Source organism: Bacillus piscicola, from assembly GCF_022458745.1.
Classification (GTDB): domain Bacteria; phylum Bacillota; class Bacilli; order Bacillales; family Marinococcaceae; genus Alteribacillus_A; species Alteribacillus_A piscicola.
This window is the reverse complement of the sequence record NZ_JAJJJF010000013.1, coordinates 46215-60085: the sequence shown is the minus strand read 5'-3', so window position 1 is coordinate 60085 and position 13871 is coordinate 46215. Positions and strand designations below refer to the sequence as shown.

At 43.8% G+C, this 13871-nt stretch carries 12 protein-coding genes and 1 other annotated feature; all 12 genes read left to right on the top strand.

The window, feature by feature from the left end; translation table 11 throughout:
* Positions 1 to 428: 428 nt before the first annotated feature.
* Positions 429 to 1142: an MgtC/SapB family protein gene (locus tag LOR49_RS15495; protein ID WP_240377856.1), complete on the top strand. Its 714-nt coding sequence runs from the start codon at positions 429 to 431 to the stop codon at positions 1140 to 1142.
* A gap of 131 nt (positions 1143 to 1273) precedes the next feature.
* On the top strand, positions 1274 to 1738 hold the full coding sequence (locus LOR49_RS15490; RefSeq protein WP_240377855.1) for a CtsR family transcriptional regulator: 465 nt from the start codon (positions 1274 to 1276) through the stop codon (positions 1736 to 1738).
* 30 nt (positions 1739 to 1768) lie between these two features.
* Complete coding sequence (locus LOR49_RS15485) at positions 1769 to 2311, top strand: protein-arginine kinase activator protein McsA (protein WP_240377854.1); 543 nt, start codon at positions 1769 to 1771, stop codon at positions 2309 to 2311.
* On the top strand, positions 2311 to 3381 hold the full coding sequence (locus LOR49_RS15480) for a protein-arginine kinase McsB (RefSeq protein ID WP_240377853.1): 1071 nt from the start codon (positions 2311 to 2313) through the stop codon (positions 3379 to 3381). The genes LOR49_RS15485 and LOR49_RS15480 overlap by 1 nt, the downstream gene beginning before the upstream one ends.
* 54 nt (positions 3382 to 3435) lie before the next feature.
* Positions 3436 to 5886: an ATP-dependent protease ATP-binding subunit ClpC gene (clpC, locus tag LOR49_RS15475; protein WP_240377852.1), complete on the top strand. Its 2451-nt coding sequence runs from the start codon at positions 3436 to 3438 to the stop codon at positions 5884 to 5886.
* A 109-nt stretch (positions 5887 to 5995) separates the two neighbouring features.
* A complete protein-coding gene (gene radA / locus LOR49_RS15470) occupies positions 5996 to 7396 on the top strand; it encodes a DNA repair protein RadA (RefSeq protein ID WP_240377851.1) in 1401 nt (466 codons plus the stop codon).
* Between the two features lie 175 nt (positions 7397 to 7571).
* Positions 7572 to 8669, top strand: a complete 1098-nt coding sequence (locus LOR49_RS15465; protein WP_240377850.1) for a PIN/TRAM domain-containing protein — start codon at positions 7572 to 7574, stop codon at positions 8667 to 8669.
* Positions 8670 to 8820: 151 nt separating this feature from the next.
* Positions 8821 to 9513 carry a 2-C-methyl-D-erythritol 4-phosphate cytidylyltransferase gene (ispD, locus tag LOR49_RS15460; protein ID WP_240377859.1) on the top strand — a complete coding sequence of 231 codons (693 nt, stop codon included), beginning with the start codon at positions 8821 to 8823 and terminating at the stop codon, positions 9511 to 9513.
* A gap of 2 nt (positions 9514 to 9515) precedes the next feature.
* A complete protein-coding gene (ispF, locus tag LOR49_RS15455; RefSeq protein WP_240377849.1) occupies positions 9516 to 9995 on the top strand; it encodes a 2-C-methyl-D-erythritol 2,4-cyclodiphosphate synthase in 480 nt (159 codons plus the stop codon).
* Positions 9996 to 10019: 24 nt separating this feature from the next.
* Positions 10020 to 11480: a glutamate--tRNA ligase gene (gene gltX / locus LOR49_RS15450; RefSeq protein WP_240377848.1), complete on the top strand. Its 1461-nt coding sequence runs from the start codon at positions 10020 to 10022 to the stop codon at positions 11478 to 11480.
* A gap of 17 nt (positions 11481 to 11497) precedes the next feature.
* Positions 11498 to 11725 (top strand) — a binding site (T-box leader).
* 76 nt (positions 11726 to 11801) lie between these two features.
* Complete coding sequence (cysE, locus tag LOR49_RS15445; RefSeq protein WP_240377847.1) at positions 11802 to 12473, top strand: serine O-acetyltransferase; 672 nt, start codon at positions 11802 to 11804, stop codon at positions 12471 to 12473.
* Positions 12470 to 13870, top strand: coding sequence for a cysteine--tRNA ligase (cysS, locus tag LOR49_RS15440; RefSeq protein WP_240377846.1), 1401 nt, complete (start codon positions 12470 to 12472; stop codon positions 13868 to 13870). Before cysE ends, cysS begins: the two co-directional genes overlap by 4 nt.
* Position 13871 lies beyond the last annotated feature (1 nt).

Below are 13871 nucleotides of genomic sequence, written 5' to 3'. Positions count from 1 at the left end.
CCTATGCTGGCGGCTTTTTTGCATATTTTTTAAAAACAAAAGATTATTTTGTTGACAACAAGACCATGGGGTCTTCAAGTATAAAGATGGAGAATGCTGTCCAACTTTTGAGCATGTTTTTTTCCCAACTAGGATTCCTTTGACGGATTATACCCTTCCCATTTATTAGAAATTTCGAACAAAATGCGCTACATTAAACACTTGTGAAAAAACACTTATGAAGTTGATTCAATTCCTTTTTTTATGCATAGTTATGGGGTATATATTGATTGGGACGGTTATCTTTCTCATACCCTTTGAGTAAAGGCTAAGTTGTAAGGATCTTAGCAATGGAAGTGGAATTATGGCATTGATTCAGTTGCGTATGGATTTTTAGATGAAAAGTATATGGAAAATGGAGACAACTTACATAAAAGGAGGAGATAGAAATGGATATGGGTGGATGGCTCAATGAGGAATCCTCTATCATTTTGACACGAATTTTACTAGCGGCTTTTTTAGCAGGCTTGGTTGGGATAGAGCGCGAATACAAACGCCATCCCGCAGGTTTTCGAACCCATTTATTAGTTGGTATAGGCGCATGTCTTGCTATGGTGATGGCACTTTTTGGTTTTCAAGGATACTTGGAGAATAATAGTGAGTACGTACGCTATGACCCTTCACGTCTGGCTTCCTATGTCATTAGTGGTGTAGGTTTTTTAGGTGCAGGGACAATTATCGTGCAGGGAGTGTCGATCAAGGGGCTGACTACTGCTGCTTCTATCTGGGTGGTGGCAGCGATTGGGCTGGCAGCTGGGGCTGGAATGTACTTTCCAGCCGTGTTTACGACAATTATCGTGCTATTAAGTTTATTTTTTCTTAACAATGTAGATCGTTTATTTAAATCGAGCCAATCTGAGAAGGCCGTCATCTCAATCGAGAAGAGTCGAATGTCCTTGTCCAGTATTCTTGATGTTTTCGAGAGTCACGGTTTGCGTATAGAAAAAGTAAGAGGAAGTGTCGCTCAAGAAGAAGGAAGGGAACTTGTCGTCTATGTCATTCATTTTAACCCCCCTCCTCATTTTCAAACTTCTACTATATATGACCACCTCCTCCATCATGATGGAGTCGTCCAACTAGAAATCGAGATATCGGGGGATTGAATTTCTTATTATTGTCTAAAATGAATAAGGCCGCCTGCTTGAAAAAAAACAGCAATTGTTATATATTTATAGTCAAATATAGTCAAGGTCAAGGAGCTTAAATTGCTTAGCGGGGAAGGGGGGGTATTCATTTGCGAAGCATCTCTGACATCATTGAACAACATTTAAAGGAAATACTGACAAACAGTGAAAAAGGATTGGTGGAAATTAGGCGCAGTGAATTAGCAAAGCGATTTGAGTGTGTTCCTTCCCAAATAAACTATGTAATCAGCACTCGTTTCACGACTGAAAAAGGCTATATCGTGGAAAGTAAAAGAGGCGGCGGCGGGTATATTCGAATTTCGAGAGTGGAGATTGCGGACCATGCGGAACTGATTGATCAATTATTAAACTTAATAAAAGAAGGAATTGACCAGGTGACAGCAGAAAGTATTATTATGCGTTTATTCGAAGAAAAGGTGATATCAAAGCGTGAAGCAGGGATGATGCTGGCAGCAACAGACCGAACGATATTATCCTTAAGAAACGCTGAGGACCGTGATTTCATACGAGCAAAAATGCTTAAAGCGATGCTTAGCAGCCTACGTTATAAATAAAGGGACAGCTGCGAAGGAGGGAGAGCAGTAGTGCTGTGTGAAGAATGTCAAAAAAGACCGGCTTCTATTCACCTTACGAAAATAGTAAATGGCCAAAAAACACAAATAAATCTTTGTGAAGAATGCGCCAGGGAAAAGGGCGAAACAATTCCTAACTGGAGTAACTATTCAATCCAGGACTTGTTATCGGGACTATTGCATTTTGAACAGCCCACCGGCCATGAAAGCGTCCGTTCTTCTCAAACAATGCCGAGACAACTGGTCTGCAATAATTGCGGCTTGTCTTATGATCGTTTGATTAACATTGGCCGGTTTGGCTGTTCTCATTGTTATGAAACGTTTGGCTCGAAACTAGATCCGATATTTAAAAGAGTCCACGGAGGTAATACAAAGCATGCTGGCAAGATTCCAAAGCAGGCAGGAAGCAAATTTCACATAAAAAAACAGATCGAAAAAGCTCGTGAGCATTTAGAGGATCTGATAGAAAGAGAAGAGTTTGAGGAAGCCGCGAAAGTACGTGACCATATTCGTGACTTACAATCGCGAGCCCGAGAAGGGGAGGGACGGTCCTAATGTCATTTGATCGTTTCATTACAGAAGCTATCAGCCCGTGGATGAAAACGGGACCAAGCCCTAACGGGGATATTGTGCTCAGTACAAGAATTCGCTTGGCTCGGAACCTTGATCGTTTTCCTTTTCCTACTTCTGCCTCACAGGAGTCAGCCCAAACGCTGCTTCAATATGTGAGGAAGGCTTTATCAGAGGACGAATACCAATCTGTTGGAGCTCTGGAATTTTTAAATATGAGTGATCTCTCTGCCAATGAAAAAAGAGTGCTAGTGGAAAAGCATTTAATCAGCCCTTATTTGGCGGAAAAATCGCAAAACGGAGCAGTGCTTTTAAGTAATGATGAGTCCGTTAGTATTATGATAAATGAAGAAGACCATATCAGACTTCAATGTTTGTTTCATGGGTTTCAACTTAACGAAGGATTGGTTTTAACGAACGGGTTAGACGATTGGTTAGAAGAAAAAGTAGCATATGCTTTTGATGAAAAAAGAGGCTATTTAACGAGCTGCCCAACCAATGTCGGTACAGGAATGAGAGCTTCGGTTATGATGCACTTACCGGCACTTGTGATGACAAAGCAGTTAAACCGTATTTTACCGGCAATTAATCAGCTGGGACTTGCGGTACGCGGCATTTATGGTGAGGGGAGCGAGGCATTAGGGAATCTTTTTCAGATTTCTAATCAGATGACACTCGGTAAATCAGAAGAAGACATCACGGAAGACCTGCGTGGGGTCGTCATGCAGGTGATCCAACAAGAGCGCTCCGCACGTTCGTCTTTGATGAGATCTTCTAAAATGCAAATAGAAGACAAGGTTTTCCGGTCTTATGGTGTTCTTGCAAACAGCCGGATTATCGATTCAAAAGAAGCCGCTAAAAGGCTTTCTGATGTCCGCCTCGGTATAGATCTTGATTTAATTCAAGGTGTTTCGGGTAATATTCTTAATGAACTAATGATCTTAACGCAACCAGGTTTTTTGCAACAATATGCCGGTAAAGATCTGACAATGAATGAGCGCGATATAAGAAGGGCTGCTTTAATTCGTGAACGGCTTCAGCTCGAAACAGAATAATAAGTAAAAGATGAATGAGGAAGATCGCGGAACAAAATTTGGAGGTGCGTGTACATGATGTTTGGACGCTTTACAGAAAGAGCACAGAAGGTTTTAGCACTAGCTCAAGAAGAAGCAATACGACTTGGACATAACAATATCGGTACTGAACATATTCTTCTTGGTTTGATTAGAGAAGGAGAAGGAATTGCGGCAAAAGCCTTGCAAGCCTTGAATCTGGGATCTGAACAAATTCAAAAAGAAGTAGAGGCACTAATTGGCAGCAGTCAAGAAGGTTCTAAGACCATTCATTACACTCCGCGAGCAAAAAAAGTGATTGAATTATCAATGGACGAAGCGAGAAAGCTCGGTCATTCTTACGTTGGTACGGAGCATATTCTGCTCGGATTGATAAGAGAAGGAGAAGGCGTGGCAGCACGGGTACTAAACAACCTTGGTGTCAGCCTCAACAAGGCACGTCAGCAGGTGCTGCAGCTGCTCGGGAACCATGATTCTACGGGAGCAGGCCATCAGCAAGGTTCTGGAGGCGGGTCTGCTAATGCTAATACGCCAACGTTGGATAGCTTAGCCCGAGACTTAACAGCGGTTGCGAAGGAAGAAGCACTTGACCCGGTTATCGGCAGAAGCAAAGAAATTGAACGCGTTATTCAAGTATTAAGCCGGCGCACGAAGAATAACCCAGTTTTAATAGGGGAACCGGGTGTCGGAAAAACAGCAGTCGCAGAAGGACTTGCTCAAGCTATTGTGGCAAACGAAGTCCCTGAAACCCTTCGCAACAAAAGGGTAATGACGCTCGATATGGGAACTGTAGTTGCTGGGACAAAATATCGAGGCGAATTTGAGGATCGCTTAAAAAAGGTAATGGAAGAAATTCGCCAAGCAGGAAATGTGATTCTATTTATTGATGAGCTTCATACACTAATTGGTGCAGGTGGTGCGGAAGGTGCCATCGACGCCTCGAATATTTTGAAGCCGTCGCTTGCACGTGGTGAGCTTCAGTGTATTGGAGCAACAACTCTTGATGAATACCGAAAGTATATCGAAAAGGATGCTGCTTTGGAACGGCGTTTTCAGCCTATTCAAGTGGATGAACCGACCCTTGAAGAGTCTATCCAAATTTTACGCGGATTGCGAGATCGTTACGAAGCCCATCACCGTGTGAAGATAACCGAAGATGCTATCATTCAGGCAGTTAAATTATCTGACCGCTACATTTCGGATCGTTTCCTTCCGGACAAAGCAATTGATTTAATTGATGAAGCCGGCTCAAAAGTTAGATTGCGCTCTTATACAGCGCCGCCAAACTTAAAAGAGCTGGAACAGAAACTAGAGGCAACTCGAAAAGAGAAAGATGCAGCAGTCCAAAGTCAAGAATTTGAAAAAGCAGCTTCCCTCCGTGACAGCGAACAGCGTCTGCGGGAACAGCTTGAAAAAATGAAAAACGAGTGGAAAGAAAAGCAAGGACAAGAAAATACAGAAGTGACGCCGGAAGACATTGCCCAAGTTGTGGCGAGTTGGACGGGTGTTCCTGTGTCTAAACTTGCGGAAGCAGAAACAGACCGGCTGCTGAAAATGGAAGATATATTGCACAGTCGTGTTATCGGCCAAGAAGAAGCAGTTAAAGCGATCTCTAAAGCAGTCCGCCGGGCACGGGCAGGCTTAAAAGATCCAAAGCGCCCAATTGGTTCCTTTATTTTCCTCGGCCCAACTGGTGTCGGGAAAACGGAATTGGCGCGGGCAGTATCTGAAACGCTGTTTGGCGATGAAGATTCCGTGATCCGTATTGATATGTCGGAATACATGGAAAAACACGCTACAAGCCGCCTTGTAGGTTCTCCTCCAGGGTATGTAGGTTATGAGGAAGGCGGACAGCTCACCGAAAAAGTACGCCGTAATCCTTACTCCGTCGTTTTGCTGGATGAAGTGGAAAAAGCGCATCCAGAGGTCTTCAATATTTTGCTTCAAGTGTTAGAAGACGGGTTTCTTACAGATTCAAAAGGCCGTCGCGTAGACTTTAGGAATACAGCAATCATAATGACATCCAATGTTGGAGCAAGCTTATTAAGAAGGAGTAAGTCCGTCGGATTTGCGACTCAGAATAAAGAAGAAAATTTCCAGGATATGCGCGACAAGGTGATGGGTGAACTAAAAAACACTTTCCGCCCAGAGTTCCTAAACCGGGTTGATGAAATAATTGTTTTCCACAGCTTGGAAAAAGAGCATATTAAAGAAATCGTTTCGCTAATGGCAGAAGAATTAAGAAAACGTCTTTCCGAACAAGGTATTGATTTTGAATTGACGAGTGAAGCAAAGGATAAAATTACCGATGAAGGGTTTGACCCGGAATACGGTGCCCGTCCACTTCGCCGGGCACTTCAGAGACAGGTGGAGGATAGGTTGTCAGAAGAGCTCCTACGAGGGAATATCCAAAAGGGAGATACTGCTGTTATTGATGTAAAAGACGGTGAATACATTGTCAGGACTAAATCAGGGGCCAAGGCCTAATGACTCCCTATAGTTAGCAAAAGGGCTGTCCGGATACGATACGTACTGCCGGTCAGCCTTTTTTACTTACTAAGGAAGCGAGCAAAGCGTAAATAAAGAGAGGTACATTATGGCAAAACAAAAAACGAAGTTTGTCTGTCAAGACTGCGGATATGAGTCCAGTAAGTGGATGGGCCGCTGTCCGGGCTGCCAAGAATGGAACACAATGGTGGAGGAGTTGGAGGTGCCTTCCGCCAAACGAAATAGCCAGGGAGCTGGATTTCGTTCCATAGGCGAAAGAGGTACAATGCAGCCGCAGCCAATCACAAAAATTACAGGTGGTGAAGAACCAAGATGGGACACCTCGCTTCCGGAACTGAATCGCGTACTTGGCGGTGGTATTGTTCCAGGTTCACTTGTCTTGTTTGGCGGCGATCCTGGTATCGGAAAATCAACTCTGCTGCTGCAGGTATCTTCGATTTTGGCCGAAAAAGGGAGAAAAGTGCTTTATGTTTCGGGGGAGGAATCGGTGAAACAGACTAAGCTCCGGGCTGAACGTCTCGGTGTGGACTCAGACAACCTCTATGTCCTTGCCGAAACGAATGTGGCTCTGATTGAAAACGCGATTGACCAAACGAAGCCGGCTTTAGTTATTATCGATTCTATTCAAACAGTTCATCATGCTGATGTGACATCTGCACCGGGGAGTGTAGCGCAGGTGAGAGAATCCACATCCCTTTTTATGACGATCGCGAAGAGTCGTGGTATTGCTATATTTATTGTCGGCCATGTCACGAAACAAGGATCCATTGCCGGACCAAAAATGCTAGAGCATATGGTCGATTCCGTTCTTTATTTTGAAGGGGAACGGCATCATACTTATCGAATATTACGAGCGGTGAAAAATCGATTTGGCTCTACTAATGAAATTGGCATTTTTGAAATGAAAGAGACTGGTTTAAAAGAAGTGAAAAATCCGTCAGAAATATTTCTGGAAGACCGAACAGAAGGAAGTTCTGGATCCATCGTTGTCGCTTCTCTTGAAGGGACACGTCCTGTATTGGTGGAAGTCCAGGCTTTAATTGCCCCTTCGAGTTATGCAAATCCAAGGAGGACTGCAACAGGAATTGATCATAATCGAATTGCCCTCTTAATGGCTGTCTTAGAAAAAAGATTAGGGATGTTGCTTCAAAATCAAGACGCTTACTTAAATGTTGCGGGAGGCGTAAAACTTGATGAACCGGCTATTGATCTTGGCCTTGCGGTTTGTATTGCTTCGAGTTTCCGAAATCAAACGACCAACCCGGGTGACGTGGTCATAGGTGAAGTTGGATTAACAGGGGAAATTCGGCGGGTGTCAAGGATTGAGGAACGCATACAAGAAGCGGCCAAACTAGGTTTTACACGGGCAATTGTACCCTCTAAAAACATAGAAGGATGGACTCCGCGTGCCAATATTGAGGTTATGGGAGCTGCCTCTCTTGAAGAAGCGCTTGATTTAGTCCTTGAAGGCAGAAGTCCAACCTGGTAAATCATCCTTGATATTACAAAACGTTCACGATATGATGAAAAGTTATCTAAAGTTATGACAACACCTTATTATTTTGCTACCGTTGTTAAAGGGAGGCAGAAACTTTTGCAGGTTTTGAATTGGAAGGTTTTAAATACAAAGAAGTGTCTATAATGAAAAAAGGAGGTGCTAAAGCGTGTTAAGATGGATTGTACAATTATTTTTTATCGTCGCTGGGGCGACACTTGGTTTTATATTTATACCGGAATTTATAATGCTTATTAATTTTAATGCTGTGCCAGAATGGATGGGAAGTCCGTATATTGGTGCATTGATTGGTGCTGTGCTTCTGTATTTGGTGACTTTTTGGCTTGCAGACTACATCGTAAATGTCATGAAAGTACTGGAAGAGATGATTGTTAAAGCTCCTGTAACAGATGTTATATCTGGAACGATTGGATTAGTCATTGGTCTAGTTGTCGCTTTTTTGATTGGGATTCCGTTAAACTCTGTATCATTTCCTGTCATTAGTTCAGTTGTCCCGATTTTCGTTACTTTTTTTCTTGGTTATTTTGGCTTTCAAGTGGGGTTTAAAAAACGAGATGAGTTAATGAGCCTGTTTCCTGCTGGCCGATCATCGGCAAAAAAGAAAGACGAGAATGAAAGTACACAAGCAGTTACAGAACAGAAAATTAAGATCTTGGATACAAGTGTGATTATAGACGGACGTATTGCTGATATTTGCCAAACTGGCTTTTTAGAAGGCACGATCGTTATTCCTGAATTTGTGTTAGAGGAACTTCAGCATATTGCTGATTCTTCTGATGTGTTAAAACGTAACCGCGGACGCCGGGGGCTTGATATTTTAAATAAAATTCAAAAGGAACTTCCTGTTGCCGTTGAGATTTATGAAGGTGACTTTGAAGACATTCATGAAGTGGACAGTAAACTGGTTAAGCTCGCTAAAATCCGTGGTGGAATAGTCGTAACGAACGATTTTAATTTAAATAAAGTATGTGATCTGCAAGGGGTCGAGGTATTAAACATTAATGACCTTGCCAATGCGGTGAAACCGGTTGTGCTTCCTGGAGAAGAGATGAATGTGCAAGTTATCAAGGACGGAAAAGAACAAAATCAAGGTGTTGCCTATCTTGATGACGGCACAATGATTGTTGTAGAAGGCGGTCGTAGCCACATCGGTAAAACGATCGAAGTAGTTGTCACCAGTGTTTTGCAAACGAGCGCCGGCCGGATGATTTTTGCCAAACCCAAATTAATGGAAAAAGCCCTTTAGGAAAGAGTGCTGAAAACCCCTGCGGGAAAAGTGAGTGTCACGAAGCAGGGGTTTGTTTCTTTTGCTTGAATACTGCCGTTGCTTGATCGTATCATTCCCGTGTATGATATAAGGGCTTATACTATACAGGGAAGGACCGGGAAGTCAGATGTTGAATTATACGGTCATTATTCCAGCAGCCGGGCAAGGCTCGCGAATGAAAGCCGGACGTAATAAGCAGTTCCTCATGATCGGCCAGAAGCCGTTAATTGTTAGAACGGTCTCTTTGTTTGCAAATGATCCATTATGTGATCAAATTGTCGTTGCGGCAAACCAAGCCGAGATATCAGACATGACGGTGTTGCTGAAAGAGTGGGTTAAAAGCGGTAAAGTTAGCATTACTACAGGAGGCGACAATCGCCAGAGCAGTGTGTATGCAGGTTTAAAACAATTGAGAAAAGAAACGAACCTCGTGCTGGTTCATGACGGGGCGCGCCCATTTGTGACACGAAAAGAGATTAGGCTTCTGCTAGAGACAGCGGTTACTGAGAAGGCAGCTGTGCTTGGAGTGCGGGTGAAGGATACGATAAAAAGAGCAAGTGACGGGATTATTCAAGAGACACTTGATCGCTCCGAACTATGGGCTGTCCAGACACCGCAAGCCTTTGGATATCCCATCCTCATGGAGGCATATAAACAAGCAACTGCCGTCTCGTTCAATGGCACAGATGATGCGAGCTTGGTTGAGCGGATCGGGAGAAAGGTACATATTGTAGAAGGCAGTTATGATAATATTAAGTTGACAACCCCGGAGGATATTGTGTCAGCAGAAGCGATACTAAGAAAAAGAAATGGAGAAAAGTAGACATGCGAATCGGACATGGTTTTGACGTGCATCAATTAGCTGAGAACCGTCCGCTGATTATAGGCGGGGTGGAAATAAGCCATGAAAAAGGGCTAATAGGTCATTCTGATGCAGACGTTCTTCTGCATGCCGTTTCCGATGCTCTTTTAGGAGCGGTAGGCGAGCGCGATATAGGCAAGCATTTTCCGGATACCGATCCCGCTTTTAAAGACGCGGACTCGGCTGTGCTATTAAAGCACGTGTATGATATCGTAAAAGACAAAGGCTATACGCTCGGAAATGTAGACTGCACCATATTGGTGGAGAAACCGAAAATGGCCCCTTATATGGAAAGAATTCAAGGGAGAATTGCAGGTATACTGGAAGCGGATTGCTCTCAAATTAACGTGAAAGCAACCACGACGGAGCAGCTTGGGTTCGTTGGAAAGGAACAAGGGATAGCAGCCCACGCAGTAGTACTGTTGCTGCCTCAGGGTGACTAAGAAAAATTGGAAGGTGTAAGAATAATGAACAAAGACGTAAGAGTAAGGTTTGCCCCTAGTCCTACAGGACATCTTCATATTGGAGGAGCACGATCAGCCCTTTTTAATTATTTATTTGCACGAAGTCAAGGCGGAAAATTTATTATCCGTATTGAAGACACGGATCAAGCGAGAAACATAGAAGACGCGACGGAGAAGTTGTTAGATAGTCTAAAATGGCTTGGAATAGACTGGGATGAGAGTATTGATATCGGAGGTCCGCACGCACCTTACCGTTGTATGGACCGGCTTGGTATATATACAAAGTATCTACAAGAACTTCTTGATAACGGCAAAGCCTACTATGATTACATGACGGAGGAAGAATTAGAGGCAGAACGTGAAGCGCAGCTGGCTCGCGGCGAGGCGCCAAAATACAGCGGTCGTGATCGGGATTTAACAGAGCAAGAGCGAAAGGCATATGAAGCAAAGGGAATAAAACCGGTAGTCCGGTTCCGTGTGCCGGAGGGTGAAAGTGTTGTCATTGATGATGCCGTACGCGGCCAGGTTACTTTTGAAACCGATGGCATTGGTGACTTTGTAATTGCCCGTAAAGACGGAATTCCGACGTATAATTTCGCTGTTGTCGTTGACGATCACTTAATGAAGATCTCACATGTCATTCGCGGGGAAGAGCATCTTTCTAATGCTCCGCGCCAAGCCCTCGTTTTCGATGCGTTTGGCTGGGAAAAACCGATGTTTGCCCACGCCTCTCTCATTTTAAACCCGGATCGTCAGAAAATGAGTAAACGGGACGAATCTATTATGCAATTCGTAGAGCAATACAAAGAACTGGGATACTTACCAGAAGCGCTTGTTAATTTTCTAGCACTATTAGGGTGGTCTCCAGGTGGTGAAGAAGAAATTTTTTCATTAGCTCAACTGGAGCAGCTTTTCACTCTTGACCGAGTGTCAAAAGCTCCGGCCGTATTTGATACAGACAAGCTTGCCTGGGTAAACAATCAGTACGTAAAGGAAGCGGATCTTGATCGTTTAACAGAACTTGCCATCCCACATTTGCAAAAAGCGGAAAAGCTTCCGGAAGACCTAAGTGCTGAACAGTATGAATGGACAAAAAAACTAGTCGGCCTGTATCAAGAGCAAATGCACTTTGCAGCTGAGGTCGTTGGATTAACATCGTTGTTCTTTAAGACGGAAATAGCGTATAATGAAGAGTCAACAGCAGTATTAAATGAAGAACAGGTTCCGGAAGTGTTAAGACAATTTTCCGAAGAACTTGAGAATCTGCCTAGTTTTGAACCGGCAGAGATAAAGAAAGCAATCAAGGCAACACAAAAAGCGACTGGCGAGAAAGGGAAAAAGCTGTTCATGCCAATCCGTGTCGCTGTTACCGGACAAACGCACGGCCCAGAGCTGCCGCATGCGATTTCGTTGCTAGGGAAGAAAATTGTACAGACCCGCCTCGAGCGGGCAGTTCAACTATAAATTTGAATGGATTATACGAGAAAGCTTGGAAGGGAAAAAGTAAGAATACAGCCCCTGCACAGAGAGAACCATGAGTGCTGAAAGTGGTTTCTGGAGGCATATTCTGAACATGCATCCCGGAGTCTTCTGTTGAATGAAGTAGGCAGAAGCGGACAGCAGCCGTTATCTGTTGGAGGGAAAAGAGTCTGCTTTTAGGACGACTCTTTTAAACAGAGTGGAACCGCGCTCACTTAAGCGTCTCTGTGCACAAACAGTGCATAGGGCGCTTATTTTTATAGAAAAAAAACGAATGTTGTTTTGGAGGAGAGGAGTGACAGGAAGATGTGGAGAACATTTAAAAATGATATAGAAGTCGTGTTTGACCGTGACCCCGCTGCGCGCAGTAAGTTTGAAGTCATTATGACCTACTCCGGGGTGCACGCAATTTGGGCGCATCGAATCGCGCATTGGTTGTGGAAAAAGAAGTTATGTTTTTTTGCTAGATTGTTATCACAAATCAGCCGTTTTTTTACTGGTATTGAAATCCATCCTGGGGCTGTCATCGGGCAACGTTTGTTTATTGACCACGGCATGGGAGTGGTTATTGGTGAAACATGTAACATTGGGAACGACGTGACGATTTATCAAGGGGTTACGCTTGGGGGGACAGGGAAAGAAAAAGGGAAGCGGCATCCGACGATAGAAGACAATGTGCTTATTGCAAGTGGTGCGAAAATACTCGGATCCATGACGATCGGAGAGCATTCCCGTATTGGAGCTGGTTCTGTCGTCTTAAAAGAAGTACCGCCTAATTCCACCGTGGTTGGCATACCGGGTAAAGTCGTTGTTCAGGACGGCGTGAAAATTAACCATGATTCTCTGGCGCATCACCTTTTGCCCGACCCCGTGGCCGACAAATTTATTGAATTAGAAGAGGAATTGGCTGCACTTAAACAGGAACTTGCAACATACAAAAGTAATAGCAACCAAGAAGAAAGGAGCGATGACGTATGAGTATTACTCTTTATAACTCATTGACTCGCAAAAAAGAAAAGCTGGTGCCGCTTCAGGAAGGGAAAATTAAAATGTATGTATGCGGCCCGACTGTATACAATAATATCCATATCGGAAATGCACGACCTGCTATCGTTTTCGACATGGTCAGACGCTATCTCGTCTTTCGTGGCTATGAAGTGTTTTTTGTCTCCAACTTCACCGACGTGGATGACAAAATTATTAAAGCAGCACGAGAACTGGAGGAAGAGGTTCCAAAAGTGGCGGAGCGGTTCATTGAGGCTTATTTTCAAGATACAGAAGCCCTCGGAGTAAAGAAAGCTGATCTGCATCCTCGTGTAACAGAAACGATGCCAGAGATTATTGAGTTTATAAGGTTGCTTGTCGAAAAAGGGTATGCCTATGAAGCGGCAGGGGACGTTTATTTTAAAACAAAATCCTTCAAAGAGTACGGAAAGCTGTCATCACAGTCCATTCATGAATTGCAAGCCGGAGCGCGAGTGGAAGTTGGAGATAAGAAGAAGGATCCATTGGATTTTGCTCTCTGGAAAGAAGCGAAAAATGGGGAAATTTCCTGGGATAGTCCTTGGGGCAAGGGGCGGCCAGGCTGGCATATTGAATGTTCGGCAATGGTTAAGAAATACTTGGGTGATACGATTGATATTCATGCGGGCGGCCAGGATCTGACATTTCCACACCACGAAAATGAAATTGCTCAGTCAGAAGCACTGAACGATCAACCGATGGCGAAGTATTGGATGCATAATGGCTACATTCAGATTAACAATGAAAAAATGTCTAAGTCATTAGGGAACTTTGTTTTAGTGCGTGATCTTATCAACAAACACCGGCCTGAAGTTGTCCGCTTTTTTATGCTGCAAGCTCATTATCGCAGCCCCCTGAATTTTGACGAGGAATTGCTGGAGAGTGCCAAAAATAGTCTGGAAAGAATTCAATCTACTACTGATAATGTAAAGTATCGATGGGAAAACAGCGCAGACCACGGCAGTGAAGGTGACTGGATAGAAAAAATCAGATCGTACAAAAAGAAATTTATTGCCGAAATGGATGATGACTTCAACAGTGCAAATGGGATTAGCGTTTTATTTGACTTGGTGAAAGAAGCGAACCGTTATCTGCAGGAGAAACAGTCGGCCAGAACCGTGCTGCAATTTTTTATAGACACCATCCGTGAGATTGGCAGTGTGTTAGATATCGCAGTGGAAACCGTGGAGGAGGTAATGGACACGGAGGTTGAAAATTTAATTCAAGAGCGGATTGAGGCGCGGAAAAACAGGGATTTTGCTCGCGCTGATGAAATTAGAGATTCACTCAAAGCGCAGGGTATTATACTCGAAGACACGCCACAAGGAACGCGGTGGAAGCGGGAACAATAAC